The organism is Clostridium sp. LXY-7 (assembly GCF_056172015.1).
In genome coordinates, this window is record NZ_JBLLJL010000005.1 from 302994 (window position 1) to 327252 (window position 24259).

Genomic DNA, 24259 nt, shown 5'->3' on the forward strand with positions numbered 1-24259 from the left:
ATCACAGTTCATATTAAATGAAGTGATAGATATGATTTCTTTTAATATTTTTAAAATGGAAGAAATACAGATACTTAAAGAATACCAATACGAATATAACATATTCAGACTTATATAATACAATTTTGGAGGATAAAATGAAAAGTAAAATTGAAAATGCTTAGCTAATATACCTTGTTCAAACAAAAATCCAGTAATAGATTAAATTTAAGGGGATAATTTTATGATAAGAATGGCAACTTTTGAAGATATAGATACCCTTGTGAAGCTGAGAATAGAATTGCTTAAAGAAGTTAAAAATAAATTTGGAATTTACGATTGGGATAATTATTCTCGAACATTAAAAATATTTTATAATAATACCATTCCAAATAATAAAGTTGTAGCCTTCCTAGCGGAAAAAGATGATTTTGTTATAGCAATTAGTGTAATATATTTTTATAATCTAGTTCCTTTACTCAATGAGCTAGATGGCAGAATGGCTTTCCTTACGGATATGTATACTATACCTAAGTATAGAAATAAGGGTATAGGAAAAGCACTTCTAAATGCTATTATGGACTATGCAAAAACTTTAGGATACCCAAAAGTTGTTCTAAATTCTACTGATTGTGGCAACAAATTGTATGAACAGTATGGTTTCAAGTCTGTAAAAGATGAAATGTCCTATCGGTTCTTATAATATAGTTAAATATTGAAAAATACATTTCAAGGAGTGAACTCATCCTCTTTAAATGTATTTTTTTGGTATATAGCTATATGTTTTTCAAGTATGTATTTTAAGTCTATATATATTTATGGTATAATTTGTATAAATATTTAGTAAATTTAAAAATTTAGCAGTATAGAGTGACTTAAGAGATACGATAAGTATAATAATAGTTTTCAAAATAAACATTATTTAAAATGTAAATTAAACTCTGGGGGGTATCCTAATTTAAATTTAGACCTTTATTAGGATAAGAGTTTTTAAATATATTTAAATGGAGGGATATGAATGCTTGAAATACCTGAAGCTTTAACAATTTCACGCCAAATTAACCATACAATTAGTGGGAAACAGATTGTAAATGTCGTCGCTAACCATACTCCACATAAATTTGCATGGTATCATGGAGATCCGCAAAATTATTATAACCTGCTTATGAAAAAGACTGTTGGAACAGCAGCTGCATATGGTGGTATGATTGACCTTAAAATTGGTGGTGCTACACTCCTTCTTAGTGATGGGGTAGCCTTTAGGTATCACAACCCTGGTGAAAAGTCCCCATTAAAGCACCAGCTTTTACTGGAGTTTAATGATTTTTCTTCAGTTAGTGCATCAGTTCAAATGTATGGAGGAATTTGGTGTTCTGATAGTAATGACCAGCTACAGTACCATTATTATAGTATTTCAAAAGAAAAGCCTTCTCCTCTATGTAATGAGTTCAGTAAAGCTTACTTTAATCAGCTAATCTCTTCAGACACTGTTCAGAAATTAAGTTTAAAAGCCTTTCTTGCTACTGAACAAAGAATACCCGGTCTTGGAAATGGTGTTTTACAAGATATTCTTTGGAAAGCTAAATTTCATCCAAAACGTAAGATTAGTGCTTTGACGGATGAAAATAGAGAAGTCTTATATGACAGTGTTGTAACTGTTCTTAAGGAAATTACAAACCTTGGTGGGAGAGACACTGAAAAGGACTTCTTTGGAAATAAAGGCGGATATAAAACTGTTATGAGTAAAAAAAGTTTAGGTTCTTTATGTATGGACTGTGGTGGAATTATAAAAAAGGGAACCTATTTAGGTGGAAGTATATATTACTGTGATAATTGTCAGATATATTAATCTGTAATATATTAAGGAGTATACAATGGAAATTAATCTATCGAAGAAACATAAAATAATACTTTGCTATATAGGTATTGTAATCGTATTTTTACTTACTGGAAATAGCAATAATGATCCTACATCTTTTATAGAAAGACTTTTTAGGCCAATTAATTGGGGTGTCGTCAGATTTTATTATGGGAATATTTTTATTTTAGTTGGAATGTATTTTTTATTTAAACAACTATATAAATTGAAAAATTATAAATTACTTAATACAGCTCTTAAGAGAGTGTTTATGCTTATCCTCATTTTAATCCTTTCATCTAACATATGGGTTTATTTTATTGGTTTTTATAAGAGCTTTTTTAATGATTTAAATTCAATTTATTTAGATAGACCTTCTACTGATATAAAAATAGAAGGTAATAACTCAATTGCAAAGATAACTGGTTCAATTAAACTAAAGAATTATAGTAGAAAAGATCAAAACTTTTACATTAAATTTAGAGTTCCAAATTTAGCTAAAGAACATCTAAATATAGAAGAAGATTTTATAAAAACAGACAAATTTTATAGCCTTAATGATAGAGAACTAACAATAATTACTTTTGATGAGGTCGTAAATGAAACTGCTATAAATGAAGCTAATCAAAGTTATTTTACTTCAATACTCTATGAGTTTATTCTCTACAATGATTCATCAGAAGTGCTATTTAAAGGAACCACCCGCGAGAAAGCTTTTCTAGATTAATCATCTCAATTACTATTCTTGTAAATTTATGCTTTTTATAATGAAAGAAATAATAAATTGAATACTTTTCAAGTAAATATTTTATATCCTTCAAGCATATTAGATATATTTATATAATAATTGTACTCATATAATAAATAGGCTATTATATAGAAAAACATATATGGATATAAAAATATTATTAGATGAAATTCAAGACATATAAAATACGACGCCGATTTAGAATATAACTCAAATACTCGATAGGAGGAATTTTTATGAAAGAAGAAAATACGCTACAAGAAAAAACACACTATAAAGAAATCACCTTAGAATCTAAAGAAAAATATGTAGATATGGTTAAAGAACTAAGGGCTACTATAAAATCTGAAAAATATTCAAAGTGTCCATGCCCTAAGGTAAAGTGTGAATGGCATGGAAAATGCCATGAATGTGTTTTACTACATAGGGTTGCTCAAGACCATGTTCCCTGTTGCCTACAACCAATGCTTCGAAATAAGATTAAAGAGCTAGCTAAGGTGGCTGAGATGCTTACTGAACCAAAACCCTTAACTCCAGGAGAGTATTGGGATTATGTAAATGAAGTCTGTCCACCAAGTGTTGATAAATAATCTAATATGTACTTTAAAATATAGGAGCGATAGCTATGAAAATTTTAATTGGTCAACCAATACATGAAAAATCTATAACTCAACTTGAAGCTGAGATAAAGGCTAATAGTGAAATAGATATGGTATTATATCCTGAAGGATATTTATCAGATGAAACCGTATTACAAAATGCTTGCCAGCTGGCTTTAAAATATAAAGTGGGTATTATTACTTCCTATAGATCCGCTGGCAAAGATAGAGCTGTAATAATAAATAGATATGGAAAGAAAATTTTAGAAAGAGCTAAAACTTTATCCGATGATGATGAAAAGTTATGTTCCCCTTTAGTGGTGGATTATAATGATAAAGTCATTGGTTACTTACTTTGCATGGAAATTCTTAAGGGTCTACGAGATTTAAAAAGTATAAATAAGAAAATTGATTTTATTACTCATCCAATTGGAGTTGGCATGTTTAGTGATGAACAATTTGATCTATGGATAAATGAAGCAAAAAATATTGCCAAAACCTATAATACAATGATAATTGGTACAAGCCATGCAGATGGCTCTTATAGAAACTGTGATATATCTTTACCTATATCATATTTCATTGATAGTGATGGAGAAATAATATATGTATCTAAATCAGATACTAGGACAAGAATTGTGAATTTATGTACTAAAGAGGTAGAAATCATACCTAAAAATATTTTATTATAGATACTATATCTATTAAAGATATTATCAATAGGCTTTATATTCACATAGATAAATTCTTAAGTAAATATTTATAAAACCTATTAGAAAAGGAATTTTAAAATGAATTACAATATTAGAAAAATGAACTTTCATAATGCAAAAGAAATATGCAATTGGATTTATCCAGAACCCTATTCTATTTATAATTTAGATGATAGCGATGAGTGTTTATATGAACTACTTAATGAAACCTACTATTCAGTTTTAGATGGAGCTAATGATCTTTTAGGGTATTATTGTTTTGGAAAAGCAGCACAGATTCCCATAGCTAAGGATTTTGGGTTATATGATGATGAAGATCTTCTCGATATAGGATTAGGCATAAATCCTAACCTATGTGGACAAGGTTTAGGATATGATTTTTTTAAGACAGGCATAGAATTTGCAACAAATCAATCATCCTTTAAAGGCTTTCGGCTAACGGTAGCTGATTTTAATCATCGTGCTATTAAAGTATATGAAAGGGTTGGTTTCAAAGAAATTGGAAGCTTTAGTAAAACCTTTGAAACCCTTAAAATGGATTTTATTGTGATGGTACTTAATAATAGTACTAAGTAAACGACTTATAGTGTTCATAGTTTTATACTTAAAAATTTGCCTCTGCTTTAATATAGTTCTAAATGACTGTTGATTTTAGAACTATATTAAAGTAGAGGCAAATCTTCTTATTCTAAAAAACTTCCTTAATGCCCTTCTTCCTCTAAATTTTCCTCGTTTAACTCTTTAAAAACCTCTATAAGCTGTGGATAAAACTCTTTAAAATTCTTATAATTTTCTCTATCATTTTCATATTCCTCAAGTCTCTTACATAGTTCTTCCACATATGCAAAACCACTATGTTTATCCTTATACATCAAACCATCATACGCTTTTTTTCCATCATTTAAATACGAAAATCTTAAAATTATAGCTCTAATGATATGTTCATTTACACAGCTCTCCCAATTTCCATAGGATTCTTTCTTCATTTTATCAGCTATTGGTTCATATAGCTGATTATATTTATTTATCTCTTCTAAATATTCCACCGTTATAGGATCTACAAAGGAATGTCCAAATTCATGCCATGAAAGAGCTTCAAAAGTTTTCTTATCACCAACTATAGGTATGTCCTCTTGTACATGAACCGTTCCTTGAAAACTATAAATATCATAGATTCCATCCTTATATTCCTTCCTTGTGGCATATCCACCAGTGTCAAACATAGGTGCTAAAATTATATTATAACTATGTTGTTTCATTCCATAATAATTTTCTATATCCATTATATAGTTTCCCTGATTTATTATTTTTGCATTTTCTTCTAATACTTGTTTATAGAAATCTCTGTTCTTTTCATAGAACTCATTAAATTTTGTGACTACTGCAAAATCCTTAAGCTGTAAAGTAAATCTATTTAAACTTTCTTCTCCCATGGTATTAATGAGTTCCTGATCAAAATCTTGGTTGTTCTTTAATTCTAAGGGATTAGATAAATATAACATAGCTGCTGACGATAAATGAAAAAAAGATCCCTTATTGTTTAACTCATTAAAAGTCTTTACAGCTTCATGATTTGAATACTGTGAAAAATATTCTGTAATATTCTTTTTATAAGTAAAATCATAGTTAGTAATTCCATCATAATCGCTTAAAGCTTGCACTACAGAAAGTAATTCTATCCTTGGATCTATACTAACATTTATTCCTTTAACATCTTTAGCTATAGGTTTTAATTCAATATCATCTACATTTATAACTTCATCTTTTTTATCATCTCCGTAGTACCTTATTGAAGTTATAATGCTTCCTAAAATTAAGGCTACTAAAAACACAATTAAAATATATTTCCAATTCTTTTTCACAATATCACCTACCATTTATTCTTTACTTAAGTCTATTGCCGTTCTCATATGTATAAAGTTTTAGCTTTACTATAAAATCACCTTTATAAAGATATTATAGCTTATTATTCCATTTTATTCTATAATTTACATATTATTTAGGTATTAATTCTTCTATTTATGTTTCTTATTTAAAATTGAACAATTTATGTCAGGTAATAAGTAAGTCTTAATGATAAACTTTATTTAAAACAACAAATATTAAATGAGAAGGTGATAAAATGACCAATGTATTAATTTTAGGTGCTAGTGGTTTAGTCGGAAATGCTTTACTTAAAGAATTAAGTAAAGATTTTAATGTATATGGAACCTATAGTACAACCAAGATTGATTTTCCATCTGAAAAATTATTTCAATTTAATGTAAATGATATGGATAAAATAAAGGAAATATTATTTAACGTCAACCCCGACATAGTAATTTCTGCACTATGTGGAAATTTTGAAGAACAAATGATAGCGCATAGAGAAATAGCAAATTATTTAAAATCCACAAATGGAAAATTATATTTTTGTTCTACTGCCAATGTTTTTGATAATGATATAACTAAACCTCACTATGAAAATGAAACTCCAGAGGCTGAAAGTGATTATGGAAATTATAAAATTAAATGTGAGAAAGCTATAACAAAAATATTAGGTAACAATGCAATAATCCTTAGATTACCTATGATATGGGGAAATCCTTCTCCAAGATTTAATTCTCTCTTATCTAAAATTAAAGCACATGAAGAAGTAGAAATATATACTAATCTTTATATAAACAATAATACAGATACCTTTATTTCAAAACAGATTCATTACATTATAGAAAACAATCTAAAAGGAACCTTTCATCTTGGAACCACTGACATAATAAATTATTATGACTTTATTACCAATCTTATCTCAAAATTAGGCTATAAGGATGTAAAAATTAAAGAAACTTCTCTACCTTCAAAAGAATATTATTTAGCAATATTATCTAATCGTACTGAACTTCCATCAGAGCTCCAATTGACTAATAAAGATATTCTTGCTTATTTAACATTATAGAGATTTTATATACAGATTTTTAGATAATTCTCGAAGTCTATCTTCATCTAATATATGTATTGTTTTATTCTCACATTTTATAATTCCCTCTGCTTCAACCTCTTTAAAAGTTCTATTTAAATGCCTATAGGTTGTTCCTAAGAATTGAGCAATTTCTATGAAGGATGAACTTAAAATCACATAGTCTTTATCTGTTATATGCTCGACTAAATAACTAGATAATCTATTTATAAGGGGATACACAAAGTTGTAGGAGCTATTATTAATGGTGGCATAAAGCTTTTCGCTTAAAGAATCTATTAAATGATGTAAAAACTTTATATTATTTAGATATTTTTTTCTAAGTATATCTGCAGGCATTGCTATTAAATAGGTGTCCTCTATTGCATCAATGTTGCATCGTATAGGAATATTTTTCAAAAGTTCTAAATCTCCTATGGAATTAAATTCTTTATAGAACTTTAAAAACATAGATTTTCCATTTTCAAAAAGATAAGAGATTTTAATTTTCCCATCTACAAGTAGATAGTAGTATTGAAGCTCAGTATCTGCTTCTAGTATATATTCATCTTTTTCATAAAAATGAAGCTGAGCATATTTTAACATATCTTCATCTAATATATCTTCTATATTATGTTTAGCAACATAATGATTCAAAAGTTTATTATCAAAAATTCTTTTCATAAATCCTCCTTGACATGACATAAGTCATGTTCAAATTTATATAAAATATTATAATTTATTTATAAAGTATTGTAAATCATTAGGAGGAATTTAGATATGTATAAAAACTTAGCTGTTATAAATGGAATTATCCTTGCCATAATGGTTTTTTTAAATGGTATGTTAGCTAATATAACAGGTCCTTATATGAGTACCGCAATATTTCATATACTGGGATTTGTGTCTATTATAATTCTATCTATAATAAAGAAAAATAAGCTTTCAAATTTAAGGAAACTACCACTTATGTTTTTTCTACCAGGTATATTCAGTGTTATAACTATACTTTTAAACAATATCTCCATACCTGCTATAGGATTAACCCTTTCTATAGGTGTGACTTTATTTGGACAACTTGTAATGTCTAGTCTGGTAGAACATTTTGGACTATTCGGAATGCCTATTAATAGATTTAAGAAAGAAAAGATATTAGGATTTTCAATAATTTCACTTGGAATAATAGTAATGATTACTATGTAAGGAGGAATAACATGATATATATTTTTTTATCCTTTCTAACCGGGGTATCAATAGTTATAAATATGATGCTAAATGGAAAGCTTGCTCAAAGAGAAGGTATGATAAATGGAGTTATTATAAACTATTTAATGGCTACCCTATCCTCTATTTTACTATGTGCCGTTATGATAAACTCTATGCCCTCCTACTCTGATATAAAAGCTATTCCTCTTCCTTATTTTTTAGGAGGCTTCATAGGGGTTTTAACTACCTATCTGTTTAACCTTATAGTTCCTAAAGTACCAGCGGTATATGTAGTTATACTTCGCTTTATAGGTCAAATGCTTGCCAGTGCCCTTATAGATTATATGTACCTAGGTGTTTTTTCTCAGGGCAAGGTGCTCGGAGTAGTACTATTTCTTATAGGTCTTGTAGTTAATGCTAGAGTTGATAATAGATATGCGCAAGAAAATCTTAAATTAAATAAAAAGGCTGAAGAGTGCTAAATCACTAAAACTCTAAGACTTTTTCATAAAAAAATTTCTATGTTATAATAAAAAAAACTAACTATATGGAGGAAAATTGTTATGAAGTACGAAATTATAATATTTGATGCAGATGAAACTTTATTCGATTTTAAAAAATCTGAAAGAGATGCTTTTAAAAATACTATGGTTGAATTTAATATAGAATATGATGAAAATTATCATTTAAAATTATACACAGATATAAATACGGCTATATGGAAGGAACTTGAGGATGGACTTATTACTCAAAAAAAATTAAAGGTTGAAAGATTTAAAAGATTATCAGATAAATTAAATGCTAGCTTTGATGAGGCTGAATTTGCAAAAGCCTATATGAAGCATTTATCTTTTGCCTCCTTCTTATATGATAATAGTATAGACCTTATAGAAAATTTGCATAAGAATTGTAGGCTTTCTATAATAACTAATGGTCTTACAGATGTTCAGGATAATAGAATAAGAAAATCTATTATAGCAAAATACTTTGAAGATATAGTAATATCTGAGGAAGTTAAGGTGTCAAAACCAGACCCTAAAATATTTGAACTGGCTTTAAATAATATAAAACATACTGACAAGAGCAAGGTATTGATGGTTGGAGATAGCTTAACCTCCGATATACAAGGTGGCATAAACTTCGGTATAGACACCTGCTGGTTTAATCCTAATAAGATTGTAAATAAAACTGGAATAAAACCTACCTATGAGGTTTCTAACTTGATGGAACTAAAAGATATACTTGAAAAATAGATATTATATAAGTTGTAATTAAGTTTCTACATTATACAAATAGGCTTTTATTTTATAAAATATTGAAATTGAACTTCATATTATTCCTGTGAATACCATTTGCAGAAAATTTAGATTTACTTAGGTTCTATGAAAGTAAAAAGCGTTAAGAAAGACAACTTGTTCGAGTGGACCGAGTTGTTGTCTTTTAGCTTTTTTCTTGAATAGGGCCTTAGTAAATCAAGTTTTCGAAACGGTTGAACAGGAATAATATGAAGTTCTAATTAATCTAATTTTATATTTAAGCCTATTTGTATAATGTTTAATTAATATGAATTATCATTATTACAACATATATAGTTAAAAAACATCTAGATTTCGCAAATTAAATCTAGATGTTTTTTAACTCTTTAATGGCGTCAACCTTATTATTAAAAGTTTTAAAAATACTACAAAACCGTAATCTACTATTTAACATATGCCTTTTCTTTTTACTCCTACTCCTCCCATGTCTTCAACTTTCTCATTTGAACAATTATTAAAATAGTTATAAAATTAAATTATAATCTCAAATTATTAGGAGGTATTTTAAAATGAAAGCTATTATACTAGTTGCAGGATATGCTACTAGACTTGGAAAATTAACAGAAAATATGCCTAAATCATTACTTAAAATAAATAACAAATGCATAATTGACTACATTTGTGAGGAAATAGAAAAAATTAATGTGATTGATAGTATTTATGTAATATCAAATCATAAGTTCTATACCAATTTTGTAGAATGGAAAAATCATACTTCTTTTGGGAAAGATATTGTAATATTAGATGATGACAGTACCTCTGATGATAATAAACTTGGTGCTATCGGCGATATATCTTTTACCATTGACAAAATGAATATTGATGATGATCTTTTAATTATTGCTGGAGATAACTTCTTCACTTATAATCTAGTAGATTTTTATAATTACTTTTTACAGGTAAATTCAAATTGTATTTGCGTTCAATCAAATAATTCTTTAAAGGATTTAAGAAGAATGGGAGTTGCAGAAGTCAACAATAAAAATAAGATTATTGGCTTTGAAGAAAAACCTGAAAATCCAAAGTCAAATTTAGCTGTTTATGCTACCTATATTTACACTAAAGATACTCTACCATTATTCAATCAATATTTATCAGAAGGTAATAATCCTGATGCTCCTGGATATTTTCCAGCTTGGCTTTATAAAATAAGAGAGATTTATACCTATGATTTCCTTGGTGAATGCTATGATATAGGTACAATTGAATCATATAATGATGTCAATGCAAAATTCACTTCGCCTATTAGGAAATTCATTATACATTAATTTAATATAAACTTCTTAAGAAATAAGACTATAATTTAAATATATAGATTGTAATTAACATGAAGTGTCTTTACTATAATTAGAATTTTCAGATATGATGAATATTATAGGATATAATTATTAAGATAGCAAAATTATTATCACCATTATAGAAACTAAAGGAGAAATGAAAATTGGACAAGAATGTATTATGGTATAGAGAAACTCAAATTTCAAAAACTATAAAAAATTTAGAACAACATAATATTAATGGCTACTATGTTGAGGATGAGCCTAAATTAATAGACTTATTAAAAAATCTTATAGACGAGAATTCTATTGTTGGTGTTGGAGATTCCATGACTCTTTTTGAAACAGGAGTAATTGACTTTCTAAGAAATGGCAATTTTATATTTTTAGATAAATATAAAGAAGGATTGACTAGTGCAGATAAGAAAGAAATTTATATAAAAAATTTTTCAGCGGATACCTTTCTTTGTAGTACCAATGCTTTAACCGAAAATGGAGAGCTATTTAACATTGATGGAAATGGAAGTAGAGTTGCTCCTATGATATATGGCCCAAAACAGGTTATTGTGGTTACAGGAATTAATAAACTAGTTAAAGATTTAGAAGATGCTGAAAAAAGAGTAAGGAGATATGCTGCTCCAATTGATGCTAAGAGATTAGGGAAAGATACTCCTTGTACTAAATTAGGCGATTGTATAGATTGCAAAAGTCCTAATAGAATTTGCAATGATTTTGTCACTATTAAAGGTCAATTTATAAAAGGAAGGATAAAGGTCATTATTATAGGAAAAGATTTAGGATATTAAAAAATTAATAAATACTGAAGGAGTCTTAATATGAAAGTAAAGTATATAAATGATCCCCCATGTTCTAAAAAATTATATGCCTTATATGATTATTTAGGATGGAATGACTTTCTAAAACTGTCTGAGGAAGAATTATCAAAAGCTATGAAGCAAAGCTGGCATGTAATATATGCCTATGATGAAAGAAATAATTTAATTGGAACTGGGAGAGCTATATCAGATGGAATGATAAATGCATATTTATGTGGTTTATGTGTTCACCCTGATTATCGCAATCATGGAATTGGTAGTGAAATACTTAACCTACTAGTTCATAAATGTTCAGAACATAATTTGCACATTCAGTTATTCTGTGAAGAGCATTTAGTTTCTTATTATAAAGACAAGGGCTTTAATACCTTTGCAATTGGAATGAAAAAATCATAAATGTTCTTCATTAATAGTTTTGATACTATATAATTTGTAAATATTTTAAAAACAAAGACGTGTAATCCACACTATTAAACTTAAAGACGTTAGAATTGTAATATGTATTTTGTAGAACTACCTTATGCTATAATATTTAGCATTCTGTAATTTATATTTAGGAGTGATTATATGAATTTTTTACAAGGTCGATATGGCTTTGACTTCTTATCGATATTTTTAATCTTTTTAAGCGCAATTTTTAATATATGGAAATTAACTACCCCCCTGGGATTTGCACTTGTTATAATTGCATTCTATAGAGCCTTTTCTCGAAATATTTTTCAGCGAAAAAAGGAATATAATACATTTTACACTTATGCTAACAAGCTTTTTAGCAAATTTGGAATGAAAATTCCCTATAATGTTAACCCTTTAGATTTCAGTAATTTATCTAGATCTTTTGATGGTATAAAATATAAACTTAATCAAAATAAGCAGTATAAGATAACTAAATGTCCTTACTGTAAACAAAAACTAAGATTACCTAGAGGTAAAGGAAATATCACTGTTACCTGTAAAAAATGTATGAAAGAATTTAAATTTAGAACATAATAATATGTAATTTATAATTATAAATCTAAGAATTACAAGGAGGTTAAAATGCATAAAGAATATGTTAACTATTCGTCCGATATACCTTTGTCTATTTCTTACGCTAACATAAAAAATTATCCTATACATTGGCACCATTGCATTGAGATTCTTTATGTTGTTAAAGGTACTATTAACCTTTTTATTAATACAGAAAAATTTATTATAAGTGAAAATCAAGTAGAGATAATTAATATTAACGAGGTCCATAGCCTACAAAGTGATGATGAAAATAATAGAGTTATTATATTTCAAATAGACCCCTACTTCTTTGAAAAATACTACGATGATATAGACAATATGCTTTTCTATACTAAAACCTCTACAGAGAATGCTCAGTTTGGTGAGGAATATGAGGATTTACGTGTATTCCTTTCACAAATTTTATGTGAAACTGTACAAAAACAAGATAATTATGATGAGGAAATAGAAGATATCTTAGTTAAGCTTCTTTATCATCTTATCAATAATTTTAATTATCTTATTTATGAAAAGGAAGAACTTAAAGATAATAAAGCCCAACTTCAAAGGTACCATAGTATATCAAAGTACATTTACACTAACTATAAAGATAATATTACCTTAAAGGACATATCCAGTAATGAATATTTAAGTACCCACTACTTATCTCGTGAAATTAAATATGCTACAGGATATTCCTTTACGGACCTTCTAAACTTCACAAGAATTGAGGAGTCTATAAAACTTATTCTTGATACTGATATGACCCTTTCTGAAATTTCAGAGGAAGTTGGTTTTTCTCATACTAGATATTTTAATAAGCATTTTAAGCTTCACTATAAGCTTACTCCCTTGCAATTTAGAAAGCGATATAAATCTACAGCGCAAGCTTTAGAAAAGTCGAAAAAAATAAGTTTTTTGCCTATAGAAGAAAGTCTCGACTCTCTTATATACTACCTTGAGGATTATGATAGATTTAATTATGAAGATAAAATTCATCAACTTAATTTTGATATGGAAAACGCTCTAGGAGTCTTTAAAAAGGATTTTAATAAGTGTATCACCATTGGAGATGCTTTTGATCTACTTATTGAAGATAATAAAGATGCTTTAGAGGAACTACAAGGAGAAATGAATTTTCAATTTGGTAGAATTTTAAATGTATTTAGCACTGATATGGCTATTTTCCCTGGTTCAAACTTCTACAACTGGAACAGGGCTAAGGATGTTCTTGAATTCTTAGATTTCTTAGATATAATTCCAATAATAGTCCTTGATTTGAGCAATTATTTTTATGAAGAATTTAAAACCATACTACTATCTTTTATAGAATATTTTAGTGAAATTGAAACGGTTAATTATAAGAACTTTCAATTTCAATTTTCTTCTTCATTTCCCTTAGATTTAAGAATTGATATAGAAAAAATACTCTCAGATAATAATGTTGAATTTGAAAAAGAAGTATTTTATATTACAGATGAAGTAAATAATATTTATGATACTGCCTATATGATACCTTTTATCATTCACAATGTTATTAATAAAGAAGGAAATTTAGGCTTCCTTAGAGCCTTTGATGTACTAGATAAGCAAGTAAATATCACTAATGAAGTCTTTTTTGGATATCCAGGTCTTATAAATGATAAAGGAATCAAGAAACCTTCTTTTTATGCTTATTCTTTGCTAAATAAATTAGGGGACACCTTAGTTGCAAAAGGAGATGGTTACATTGTTACTAAAGCCTCTAATCAATATCAAATACTACTATATACTCATCACGACAGCATCAGTGAATTAATACCACTGCATAGCTTCTCAAAATTAAGAGGTATAAAGAATGCTACTTCAAAAAAGCTTTCCTTAAATATAACTAGCATTCCTTCAGATATTAATGTTACTACCTATGAAATTAATGAAAAAACAGGCTCTTCTTATAACTACTGGGTGGATATGGGCAGGCCAACTAGGTTAAATAAAGAGGAAAAGGGCATTCTCCTAAAGGCTTCCTATCCGAATATCCGATTTAAATATTCCAAAAAAAGTGTAGTTGTGAACATCTTAGCTACCTTAAAGAGCTATGGTGCTATGCTTATTGTGATAAATGAGGTACAAAAACATCCTAAATAAGGTGTTTTTGTACCTTTATTTTTAATAATATTAACTTATAAAAAACGGCTTTAATCCTTTTAAACTCATTTTATATAAGGCTTCCTTCTTCCCCCTCTCCATTTTCTCTATTTTTTAAAACCACATGAATTTTTTTATACTCATCTCTTTTACTTCACTCTGTCCCATTGGTGCTCCTTGGAAATCAGTTACACAACCATAAATTTTAACTTAAGTACTCTTCATATATATCCTCATCTATTTCTTACTATTTAATCAAATTTATATATTATTTTATTGACAATAGTGTACGTCATACACTATTATAATATTGAGGTGGTAAAATGGATAATATAAATTCTCTTTTAGATACTTTTATGGTGGAACTTAAGCGTGGTACCTTAACCCTTGCTGTATTAAGTCAACTTCAAACACCTCAGTATGGTTATTCACTTATACAATTACTTGAAGAGAAAAATACAGTGATTGAAGCTGGAACACTCTATCCTCTACTCCGCCGTTTGGAAAAACAAAATATTTTGCATAGTGAATGGGATACTACTGAAACTCGTCCTAGAAAATATTATGTATTAAGTAATGATGGTAAAGAGGTTTTTAAAAAACTGAAAGAGGAGTGGAGTCGTTTAGCTTCTCAAATGAATACTCTTTTAGAGGAGGAAAAATAATGGAATTAGTAGATCGTTATATCTATGCTGTTACAAAGAGATTATCAGAAAACACTAGAGATGAAGTAGCGAAGGAACTACGTGCTAACATTGCTGATATGTTACCTGAAGACCCATCAGAAGAGGATATTAAAAGAGTTCTTCTATCCCTTGGAAATCCAGCAAAACTTGCTGGAGAATATAATAATACAAAGAACTATTTAATTGGACCTTCAATATATGATAGTTATATTTCAACCTTAAAGCTAGTTATAGTAATTGTGGCATGTACCTTTGCGGGTATTGCACTTTTTTCTAGTCTATCAGACTTTATAAGAGGATATATTTTTGATAGTTCTATAATAGTTAAGTTATCTATTAATATGTTAGCTTCTGCCTTTGATGGTAGTATCCAAGCCTTTTTATGGGTAACTGTTGTATTTGCTATATTGGAGCGAACAGGTTGTCATGATATTCATACTCTATCAGGCTTCAAAAATGAATGGTCACCAGAAGATTTGCCTGCCATACCCCAAAACTTTAACCATAGAGCATTTCGTCGTGATGTAATAGCTGAAATGGTTTTTACAATACCTTGGCTCGCAATACTTATATTTTCTCCAAATGTATTAGCCTACTATGAGTTATCCGATGGAAAATTTTTAAGTATCACTCCAGTATTTGACCTATCACAATTTAAGTTATTTATACTTCCACTGATTATTGTTGCAATTTTTGCCCTTACTATTTCTTGTATAAAGATAATAACTGGAAGATGGACTATGATAATTGCACTTCTTAACAGTTGCTCTAATGCTATATCCTGTGTAATTATATGCATAATGGTGGCTAGCACAACTCTTTGGAATGAAAATTTCTTAATAAAGATAGGAAATCTTTTTGATAAATCCCTTTCACAAACATCACCAGAATGGATAAGTATTAAATGGGGCTTTGCCGCAATCTTTATTGTAATAAGTGTATTTGATAGCGTATTAGGTCTTATTAAGGCAATGAAAATGAGAAAAAATAATTAAATATATAAAAAATAGCATCAAAGTATAGAAAAATACCTTGGTGCTATTTTTATATTTTTAATTAATCAATTCTACTATTAAGCTTCATGTCATCTACATAATATCCCTCGAAAATATTCCAAAGGCTAAATGCTGAGGAGGTTTTAATATTGCTTTTATCTCTTAAAAATTCCCTATGATCTTCTAACCTTAACAAAGTTGATGCCTGTTTTTTATAGTACTTCATGACATGAGATTCTGGTACATTTTCTCTAAGTTTATCATATAAACTTAATGCCATCTCTCTTTCTCCTTTAGATTCTAATAGGTATACTATGTGGAAGCCAAGTATTTTACAATTTTCTATAGACTTTTTACTCGTTAATATATCATAATTTTCAGTGAAATATTCAACATAATCCTGTACTACTTTAGGAATGCTATCTATTATTCCTACTAAATATTCTACTATAAGAGTATCAATTACTCCTAAAGTAAATATATCTGTTACTTTGTCCATATATTTTCTCTCTAATTCCTCTACTATGACTTCCTTTAGATAGGTATTATTTCTTCTTACCTCATCATGTTTTGTTGAGAAAATAGCATATTGATAAAGTTGAACTAATATAAAAAATCTATTGTTTTTAGATTCCTTATAGGCCGGAAAATCCCCATAAGCTAGCTCACTTTTAGCAAAAGATGATAGAGTTATAATTATTGCAACTATAATAACTGTAACTACAGAGGTATAAATAATTGATTTTAAAATTACTGATTGTACACTATACATTATTGGAATAAATATTATAGGATATGTAATTCCTAAAATAATCGAAGCAATTGGAGCTGATATTATAGCTCTTGCAAATCCCTGCTGTAATTTTTTTATTTCTTCTTCATCTTTAATTACACCTAAATTTGGAACAGCTATTCCACCTATAGAGGTCACATTATTATATTTTAATTTAAGCTTCCACTTCTCTCCATCATAAAGAAAGCATAAAAACCCTATAATAAGAGCTCTCATTTTTACTCCATTTTTTATAAAGGTAACAAAATGAGTCAATTCATGTACAGCTACAGAGAAAAAATACATTATTATAACTACTAATATATTTCCCCATAGTGGAAGGCTTGTATATTCATCAGGTACAACATTAGAAAACTTAAAATTAATTGTAGCAGCTAGAAATCCTATAGCCATACCTCCTATAATGGATAGTATCCCACCTAAAGTATACTTCTTTTTTATATGATTTTTTTTACTTTTCATTTATATCCTCCAATTTAATCTATTCTATTACTAATAAATGAATTGTTAATATTATCCACAGCAATTTCATTATATCATATAATTTTTTCTATATTAAAACAAACTTCTTATCATAAATTCAAAAAATGTAACGACCCCTGGGGTAGTTACATTTTTTTACAATATCCTTGTTCCATTCATTATTAATTCAAATTCAGCATTTAAAAAATCTGCTGATCTTCTACACATAATCATACGTCCCATGAATATTTCAAAGTAATCCATGATTGGACATATAGAGGTATCTATGGTTAGGTTAAGTTGAATAATTCGATTTTCACTATCTACATTTACAAAAGATTTTTCAACTGCATAATTTACTCTGTCATGAATATCAAAGGTAGCAAAGTCTGTGTTTCTTACTCTTGATCTTCTAACATCGGTTTTGTCCCCTAAAATAAGTGCTGCAGATACAGGATTTACAGCTGTTCCTGTACTTTCATCATGATTTCCCACTGCCGATACTACTACTGCAATTTCATCGGGCTCCATACCAAGTCTAGTTAATATATTAAAGCAAAGTATTGCTCCAGTTTGGGCATGCTCATCCCTATTTATCATATTTCCTATATCATGGATGTAACTTGCAATCTTAGCTAGTTCCACTTCTCTACTACTATAGTCTAGCATCTGAAGGATATTTCCAGCAGTATCTGCTACCTTTCCTACATGACCAAACTCATGTTTTGTATATCCTTTCACTCCTAAAAGTTTATCTCCCATTTCTATATAGGTTTTAAACTCCTTATTATTTTTTATGTCTTCATATGTTACTAATGTCATTAAATCTCAACCTTTCTCTATACTAAATTATAAATAAATATGCTTATCTCTATCCTATTTATTATTCCAAATTTTTGCCATACTATTATTATACTACATAGTTATTTATTTTCTTATTATCATATGATTAAGATTGTTAAATGTTCTTCATTTGTTAGCTAAATTTCTAAGCATTACTTAATCCTAGAGTCATTACCTTAATCTAAATCAAATTTAAATTCTAGATTATCCATGATAAATATTATACATTATTGTAAATAATCCTTTATTTACTGGCAGAATTAGAATATATTAGATATAGATTAATAAAGTAGTCTTATTATTTTATATATCATCGTATAAGTTTAACTAGAACAGAAGGAGTGTTTAACATTGGACAAATTCATAAATTTTATAAAGGATTGGTGTTTACCTGTAGTAATTGCCATAGTCTTAGCTATACTATTAAATAAATTTGTATTTTTCAATATAGAAGTTCCCACTGGATCTATGATTCCCGCCATTAAGGAAGGAGATAGAATTTTTGTTCTGAAAAATCATAGTGCTAAAACTCTAGAAAGAGGAGACATCGTAGTATTTCATAATGATGAAGTTCATAAGGATTTAGTAAAAAGACTAATTGGACTTCCAGGAGAAAATATTGAAATTAAATATGATGGAAGTGTCTATATAAACGGAGACTTTTTAGAAGAACCTTATGTAAAAAATCCTAGTAGCTTAACTGGAAACTTTACTGTTCCTGAAGGTAATTACTTATTCTTTGGAGATAATAGATCTGGTTCTGAAGATGCTAGAAGCTGGGAAAACCCCTACATACCTTATGAGGATATCATGGGAGAAGCAAAATTTACGCTCTACCCATTTAATAGATTTGGTAAATTAAAATAAATCTTTGAACCTAAAAACAAGTAGATAACTCTTACTATCTACTTGGATTTTCCTAATTATTTTCTTTAACCCTAGCTAATATATTATTATACTTTTCTATTTGATTTACTGAACCTGTAATAGCAATGTTTTGCTTTAGTGGAATATCAGATAAACTAGATAATAGTGCTAATAATTAATGGTAAAATACAGCTTACTCTACAAATAGATGTCCCCACTTACACATAGCTTCCAGCACAGGCATGAGAGAATCACCCTTTTCTGAAAGTCGATATTCAACTTTAGGCGGCACTTGAGGATACTCCTTGCGAATAATTAAGTCATCCGCTTCAAGCTCTTTTAATTGGCTACTAAGCATCTTATGTGTGATGCCGTTAATAACCTTTTTAATCTCTCCATATCGCATAATTTCTTTGTGCCACAGCCAAAACAAAATATGCATTTTCCACTTTCCTCCGATTAGAGATAAAGTATATTCAAATGGCTTTGAGTAAACCTCTTTTTCTTCTTTCATTCAAACTCTCCTTTTCGATAGTATCTACCTTAAAAGTGCATACTTTCTTTTCCAATTATTGTACCATATAATAAAAATACAGACAATGTCATTAAGAGTGAGGAGAGTAAAACAAGCTGGGTTTGATGGCGTAGAAATTCATGCTGCTCATGGCTATCTGCTAAGCCAATTCCTTTGCCCGCACTATAACACTCGCGTTGATGAATATGGTGGAAGTATTGAAAATCGTGCAAGAATTATCTTAGATGTCTATAATGAGATTCGTCAAACCGTTGGAAATGATTTCCCTATTTTCATCAAGATTAATTCCGAGGACTTCATTGAGGACGGTTTGACAAGGGTGGAAAGTATGGTTGTCTCCAAAATGCTTGCGGAAGCTGGAATAGATGCTATTGAAATTAGCGGTGGCAACCTCTCCACACCAAGTGTTTTTGATAGGAACCTAAGTCCTTCACGAACAAAGATTAATGTTTCAAAGGACCGAGAGAGTTATTTCAAAGACCATGCTGCACAACTGGCACAGGATATTCCTATCCCTATCATCCTTACGGGTGGTAACCGACATCTTGATGTAATGGAAGACATTTTAAACAGTACCAACATATCCTATTTTGCTTTGGGTAGACCACTTATTTGTGAACCTGACCTTGTAAGCAGATGGGCAGATGGCAATCCAAAAGCACCAAAATGTACTTCATGTAATCAATGCTTTCGTACTCAAGGAAAAAGATGTATCTATAATATAAAAAGATAAGAGCAAAATAGATTTTAGAGATGAGATCATTAACTTCTTATATAACACTGATATAAATAATTTAACTAAAGAAGATCTCTTGAAGAATGTAGGGAATATTTTTGATAAATCTGTAGATGAATAATAAGAACAAGGAGGAAATTTTCTTCTTGTACAGAAGCAAAAACAAAATAGACACAGCGATACCTCCACTGATACCGTCGTGTCCATAAAAATGGGCGACTTTAATACATGGTAAATGGGGATAACGAAGTAACAAATTTCGCCCCTAATTGCGTGATGGTTACCCTTGTAACCCATTATTTCAGAGGGCATGAGCAGTTAGCTACTTACGCCCTCTTGGCTACCATGCAGCAAAGGCATGAAAAGGAAAAACGGCGGCTTTGATTTTATTTCAAAACCGCCGTCAAGCTATTTGCATTTAGTTAGGCACATGAAAATCTTGCCGCCGAACAACGGTTTTTTTATTATCCGCTGGGCGGTACACTGTCTATTTCATAGCCATTCTATCAGAGTATTTATAGTTCTTATTTCTGCTGGACAGGAACCCAAATCTCGCTGTAATATTTTTCGTCCTGCGCACCTTTTGCATACTCGGTAGGGTCACTATACATTTCAATATTGTAACCCGCCGCAATCTCATAATCCTTACAGTTGGGTAACCATTCCGAAAAAATCTTCTTGTGTATATCCTGCAAAGAATGGGGAAGTGCACCTCTGCAAGCAAAAACAGCCCAAGTGTGTTTAGGAATAACCCTTGTAATAAAACCCTCGGCAATTTCCTTGATTGGGTTGTAGTTATCCGCAATCAGATATTCAAACTCATTGCCGCCCATATTTTCATCAATGGACACACCGTACACACTGCAAACAGTATCGCTTTTCCCTGTTTGATAATACTCCGTCCATAATTTCGGAACTTCTGTCGCCGCTTCATCATACTTGAATACCTTTGATACACCGATAATGGTAAACTCATCTTTTTTTACAATTTTGTAATCCATAGTATAACCTCCTTCTAATGTAAGTTTGATTTTTAGCGAAGCAAAAGATTTTATCATTGTTTCGCCTTTTCGTACAGAAGTGGGAGTTGCACCATGAAACCGAGTAAAAGCTTTTGTAAAGCTATCGGGTGAATCGTAGCCGTATTTGAGTGCAATATCAATAATTTTTCTGTCAGTGGAAACAAGCTCGCTGCCGGCAAGTGTAAGCCTACGTTTCTTAATATACTCCCCAACCGTAAACCCGCAAAGCATAGCAAATCCTTTTTGAAAATAGAACGGTGATACCATTGCCTGTTTTGCAATATCTTCCATTGTGAGTTCTTCGGTGATATTGTCCTCAATATAGCTGATTGCTTTACTAATACATTCAGTCCACTCCATACTCAACACCTCCTGTCTGTACCTATATCTTACGATTTTCCAAGGGGTTTTTCCCGATTTTTTATGTTTAGTTTTGTCTGTATTATATCACATCACTCAATTTACATGGCAACAGTAAAAATCACGCTGCGAACAATTTTGTTTGCAGCGTGATTTTTATATAAAGTTTGGCATTTCCTCTATGTTTGTTGTAGGAAGTGAAAGAGAATTTGTTGTGTGCTCTCGAAAAAACCGGACGTTTCAGTTGGGATATTGAATGAAAAAAGTTTTCATAGTTGAATAAGATACTGTTCCTAAAATAATTATACCTCCCAATAACTCTCTTATAGTAGGTATCTCCTTTAGAAATATTGCTGCAAGTAATATTCCATACACTGGCTCTAGACTTGAAATAATACCTGCTACTTGGGTTTTAATGTTTTTAAGCCCATTTATAAATAAAGAGTGAGCTATAGCTGTAAATACAACTCCTAATATAAATAATAAAAATATATCCAATCGTTGAAACTCAACCCTCTGAAAAAACAAAAAAGGAAGTAATATAACTGTGGCAATAGCCTGTTCATAAAAAGCTATAACCATACCTGAATATTCCTTCACATACTTCCTATTCAGCATAGAAAGTATTGCATAGGTAAAGCCTGATATTATTCCCCATATTGCTCCTTGAGTCATACCATTGCCTAATTCAAACTTTGGAACTACAAACAATACTCCTATAAATGTAATTACTGCAACTACTATATCTCTTATTTTTAATTTCTCTTTAAAGAAGTAAGGCTCAAGGAAGGTTACAAAAACAGGGAATGTAGAAAAAGTTAAAAGCCCTATAGCTACTGTAGATAGCTGAATAGCTTTAAAAAATGTTGTCCAATGAATTGCTAAAATTATTCCCATCAATATTAAATAAATATAATCACTCTTTTTTCCTAACCTTATATCTCTTTTAAGATATTTAAGTATTAATATTAAAAATATGCTTGAAAAGAAAACCCTTCCTAATACTATTATTATTGATGGAAGTTCTATTAACTTTCCAAACAATCCTGATACCCCAAACAATAATACTGCCACATGAATTTCTATTAAACTCTTATTGTTTTTATCCATACAATCCCCCAAAAACTATTTTATAAACGTTATTTTTCCTATATTCTCATATTAAAACAACCTTATCTATAATACAACTTCTATTATAAATATCCAAATTAATTAGTAATATATATGTTGCAATTGAATTTCAACATTATACAAATAGACTTTATTATAAAATTTAGTTAATTAGAACTTCATATTATTACTGCTCAACCGTTTCGAAACCTTGATTTACTAAGGCACTATTCAAGAAAAAATCTAAAATACAACAACTCACTACGTTCCGACAGGTTGTATTTCTTAACGATTTTTTCTTTCATAGCTCCTAAGTAAATCTAAGCTTTCTGCAAATGGTATTCGCATTAATAATATGAAGTTCAATTTAAATATTTCATAAAATAAAAAACTATTTGTATAATGTTGAATTAATGTGAATTGTCATTATTACAATCTATATATTAAAAAAACACTATACTGATAATCATTTTCATTTACATCTACATTTTTTTATGCTATATTATTTTTAGGCTTTAAATTATCGCGGCTAATTAAGAGGAGATGATAATTATGGCAAAATTTATGGGACCTAGATTTAAACAATCTAGAAGATTAGGATTAAATGTGTGTGGACATCCGAAAGCAATGGATAGATCTACAAAAGGCACATCTAGATCTGACAAAAAACTTTCACCTTATGGTGTTCAATTGCTAGAAAAACAAAGACTAAAGGCTTATTATGGCGTTTTAGAAAAGCAATTTTCAAACTATGTAGCAAAAGCAACAAAGGATAATGAACTTACAGGCTATGCATTAATAAAGAGATTAGAATGCAGATTGGATAATCTAGTTTATCGATTAGGATTTGCTTCTTCTATAAGACAAGCACGTCAAATGGTAGTGCATGGTCATATTTTAATTGACAATAAAAAAGTAGATATCCCTTCTTATAATGTTACTATAGGAAGTATTATTTCTTTAAAAGAAAATTCTAAAACTAATACCTTATTTAAAGAAAATTTTATTGATAATGCTTTTAATCAGTATGAATATTTAAGTAAAGATTTAGATAAATTTTCAGGAACTCTTTTAAGATATCCTGAAAGAAATGAGATTCCAATTAAAATTAATGAGATTCTAGTGGTGGAATTTTATTCTAATCATTAAAATTAAAAAGAGCTGTCTCATAATGCATAAATATGCTATATGAGCAGCTCTCTTTTAATCTATAGTTAAAACTCCTATTTTTAACTAGAAATCTTAAAAACTATTATCTTTAAGTTA

At 29.2% G+C, this 24259-nt stretch carries 27 protein-coding genes; 20 read left to right on the top strand and 7 right to left on the bottom strand.

The genetic code is table 11. The annotated features are described in order from the left end of the window. The first annotated feature begins 223 nt into the window (after positions 1-223). The 6 genes from ACI48Q_RS17780 (at position 224) to ACI48Q_RS17805 (ending at position 4473) form a co-directional block, all read left to right on the top strand. A complete protein-coding gene (locus ACI48Q_RS17780) occupies positions 224-682 on the top strand; it encodes a GNAT family N-acetyltransferase (RefSeq protein ID WP_474920457.1) in 459 nt (152 codons plus the stop codon). Between the two features lie 315 nt (positions 683-997). After that, entirely contained in the window at positions 998-1828 is an 831-nt protein-coding gene (locus ACI48Q_RS17785; RefSeq protein WP_474920458.1) for an endonuclease VIII, read from the top strand. Between the two features lie 25 nt (positions 1829-1853). Further along, on the top strand, positions 1854-2564 hold the full coding sequence (locus ACI48Q_RS17790) for a hypothetical protein (protein ID WP_474920459.1): 711 nt from the start codon (positions 1854-1856) through the stop codon (positions 2562-2564). A gap of 257 nt (positions 2565-2821) precedes the next feature. Then, entirely contained in the window at positions 2822-3175 is a 354-nt protein-coding gene (locus ACI48Q_RS17795) for a hypothetical protein (RefSeq protein WP_474920460.1), read from the top strand. Between the two features lie 35 nt (positions 3176-3210). Beyond that, positions 3211-3876 carry a hypothetical protein gene (locus ACI48Q_RS17800; protein WP_474920461.1) on the top strand — a complete coding sequence of 222 codons (666 nt, stop codon included), beginning with the start codon at positions 3211-3213 and terminating at the stop codon, positions 3874-3876. Positions 3877-3975: 99 nt separating this feature from the next. Next, positions 3976-4473, top strand: a complete 498-nt coding sequence (locus tag ACI48Q_RS17805) for a GNAT family N-acetyltransferase (protein ID WP_474920462.1) — start codon at positions 3976-3978, stop codon at positions 4471-4473. A 125-nt stretch (positions 4474-4598) separates the two neighbouring features. Here ACI48Q_RS17805 and ACI48Q_RS17810 read toward each other — a convergent pair whose 3' ends face one another. Next, complete coding sequence (locus ACI48Q_RS17810) at positions 4599-5759, bottom strand: DUF4932 domain-containing protein (protein WP_474920463.1); 1161 nt, start codon at positions 5757-5759, stop codon at positions 4599-4601. 260 nt (positions 5760-6019) lie between these two features. Here ACI48Q_RS17810 and ACI48Q_RS17815 point away from each other — a divergent pair, with 260 nt between their 5' ends. Beyond that, positions 6020-6832 carry a sugar nucleotide-binding protein gene (locus ACI48Q_RS17815; RefSeq protein WP_474920464.1) on the top strand — a complete coding sequence of 271 codons (813 nt, stop codon included), beginning with the start codon at positions 6020-6022 and terminating at the stop codon, positions 6830-6832. Here the strand turns inward: ACI48Q_RS17815 and ACI48Q_RS17820 are convergent. Continuing rightward, positions 6827-7516 (bottom strand): Crp/Fnr family transcriptional regulator, encoded by a 690-nt coding sequence (locus ACI48Q_RS17820; protein WP_474920465.1) that lies wholly within the window; start codon positions 7514-7516, stop codon positions 6827-6829. The two genes, ACI48Q_RS17815 and ACI48Q_RS17820, sit on opposite strands and share 6 nt — an antisense overlap. Positions 7517-7612: 96 nt before the next feature. On the opposite strand from ACI48Q_RS17820, the gene ACI48Q_RS17825 reads away from it, so the two are divergent. The 10 genes from ACI48Q_RS17825 to ACI48Q_RS17870 all read left to right on the top strand — a co-directional run bounded on the left by ACI48Q_RS17825 (position 7613) and on the right by ACI48Q_RS17870 (position 16265). Beyond that, positions 7613-8035 carry a DMT family transporter gene (locus tag ACI48Q_RS17825; protein ID WP_474920466.1) on the top strand — a complete coding sequence of 141 codons (423 nt, stop codon included), beginning with the start codon at positions 7613-7615 and terminating at the stop codon, positions 8033-8035. An 11-nt stretch (positions 8036-8046) separates the two neighbouring features. Next, positions 8047-8520: a DMT family transporter gene (locus ACI48Q_RS17830; protein ID WP_474920467.1), complete on the top strand. Its 474-nt coding sequence runs from the start codon at positions 8047-8049 to the stop codon at positions 8518-8520. Positions 8521-8601: 81 nt separating this feature from the next. After that, the gene (locus tag ACI48Q_RS17835) at positions 8602-9291 is read left to right on the top strand and encodes a YjjG family noncanonical pyrimidine nucleotidase (protein WP_474920468.1); all 690 of its coding nucleotides are present in this window, start codon (positions 8602-8604) and stop codon (positions 9289-9291) included. 572 nt (positions 9292-9863) lie between these two features. Beyond that, positions 9864-10622, top strand: coding sequence for a nucleotidyltransferase family protein (locus ACI48Q_RS17840; RefSeq protein ID WP_474920469.1), 759 nt, complete (start codon positions 9864-9866; stop codon positions 10620-10622). A gap of 173 nt (positions 10623-10795) precedes the next feature. Then, positions 10796-11437 (top strand): lactate utilization protein, encoded by a 642-nt coding sequence (locus tag ACI48Q_RS17845; protein ID WP_474920470.1) that lies wholly within the window; start codon positions 10796-10798, stop codon positions 11435-11437. Positions 11438-11467: 30 nt separating this feature from the next. Further along, positions 11468-11863 (top strand): GNAT family N-acetyltransferase, encoded by a 396-nt coding sequence (locus ACI48Q_RS17850; RefSeq protein ID WP_474920471.1) that lies wholly within the window; start codon positions 11468-11470, stop codon positions 11861-11863. Positions 11864-12034: 171 nt separating this feature from the next. After that, positions 12035-12457 (top strand): hypothetical protein, encoded by a 423-nt coding sequence (locus tag ACI48Q_RS17855; RefSeq protein ID WP_474920472.1) that lies wholly within the window; start codon positions 12035-12037, stop codon positions 12455-12457. Positions 12458-12505: 48 nt separating this feature from the next. Then, positions 12506-14584, top strand: coding sequence for a helix-turn-helix domain-containing protein (locus tag ACI48Q_RS17860; RefSeq protein WP_474920473.1), 2079 nt, complete (start codon positions 12506-12508; stop codon positions 14582-14584). A gap of 323 nt (positions 14585-14907) precedes the next feature. Beyond that, positions 14908-15249, top strand: a complete 342-nt coding sequence (locus ACI48Q_RS17865; protein WP_474920474.1) for a PadR family transcriptional regulator — start codon at positions 14908-14910, stop codon at positions 15247-15249. Continuing rightward, a complete protein-coding gene (locus ACI48Q_RS17870) occupies positions 15249-16265 on the top strand; it encodes an HAAS signaling domain-containing protein (RefSeq protein ID WP_474920475.1) in 1017 nt (338 codons plus the stop codon). The genes ACI48Q_RS17865 and ACI48Q_RS17870 overlap by 1 nt, the downstream gene beginning before the upstream one ends. Before the next feature lie 61 nt (positions 16266-16326). On the opposite strand, the gene ACI48Q_RS17875 is transcribed toward ACI48Q_RS17870, so the two are convergent. Further along, a complete protein-coding gene (locus ACI48Q_RS17875; protein WP_474920476.1) occupies positions 16327-17520 on the bottom strand; it encodes a site-2 protease family protein in 1194 nt (397 codons plus the stop codon). 156 nt (positions 17521-17676) lie between these two features. Further along, entirely contained in the window at positions 17677-18342 is a 666-nt protein-coding gene (locus ACI48Q_RS17880) for an HD domain-containing protein (RefSeq protein ID WP_474920477.1), read from the bottom strand. A gap of 372 nt (positions 18343-18714) precedes the next feature. Here ACI48Q_RS17880 and lepB point away from each other — a divergent pair, with 372 nt between their 5' ends. Then, the gene (gene lepB, locus ACI48Q_RS17885) at positions 18715-19230 is read left to right on the top strand and encodes a signal peptidase I (RefSeq protein WP_474920478.1); all 516 of its coding nucleotides are present in this window, start codon (positions 18715-18717) and stop codon (positions 19228-19230) included. A 193-nt stretch (positions 19231-19423) separates the two neighbouring features. Here lepB and ACI48Q_RS17890 read toward each other — a convergent pair whose 3' ends face one another. Next, positions 19424-19744, bottom strand: a complete 321-nt coding sequence (locus ACI48Q_RS17890) for a winged helix-turn-helix transcriptional regulator (RefSeq protein ID WP_474920479.1) — start codon at positions 19742-19744, stop codon at positions 19424-19426. An 85-nt stretch (positions 19745-19829) separates the two neighbouring features. On the opposite strand from ACI48Q_RS17890, the gene ACI48Q_RS17895 reads away from it, so the two are divergent. Continuing rightward, positions 19830-20498: an oxidoreductase gene (locus ACI48Q_RS17895; RefSeq protein ID WP_474920480.1), complete on the top strand. Its 669-nt coding sequence runs from the start codon at positions 19830-19832 to the stop codon at positions 20496-20498. A 527-nt stretch (positions 20499-21025) separates the two neighbouring features. Here ACI48Q_RS17895 and ACI48Q_RS17900 read toward each other — a convergent pair. Then, a complete protein-coding gene (locus tag ACI48Q_RS17900) occupies positions 21026-21883 on the bottom strand; it encodes an AraC family transcriptional regulator (RefSeq protein WP_474920481.1) in 858 nt (285 codons plus the stop codon). A 240-nt stretch (positions 21884-22123) separates the two neighbouring features. Beyond that, entirely contained in the window at positions 22124-22993 is an 870-nt protein-coding gene (locus tag ACI48Q_RS17905) for a DMT family transporter (protein WP_474920482.1), read from the bottom strand. A 552-nt stretch (positions 22994-23545) separates the two neighbouring features. On the opposite strand from ACI48Q_RS17905, the gene rpsD reads away from it, so the two are divergent. Then, a complete protein-coding gene (gene rpsD, locus ACI48Q_RS17910; RefSeq protein ID WP_474920483.1) occupies positions 23546-24142 on the top strand; it encodes a 30S ribosomal protein S4 in 597 nt (198 codons plus the stop codon). Positions 24143-24259 lie beyond the last annotated feature (117 nt).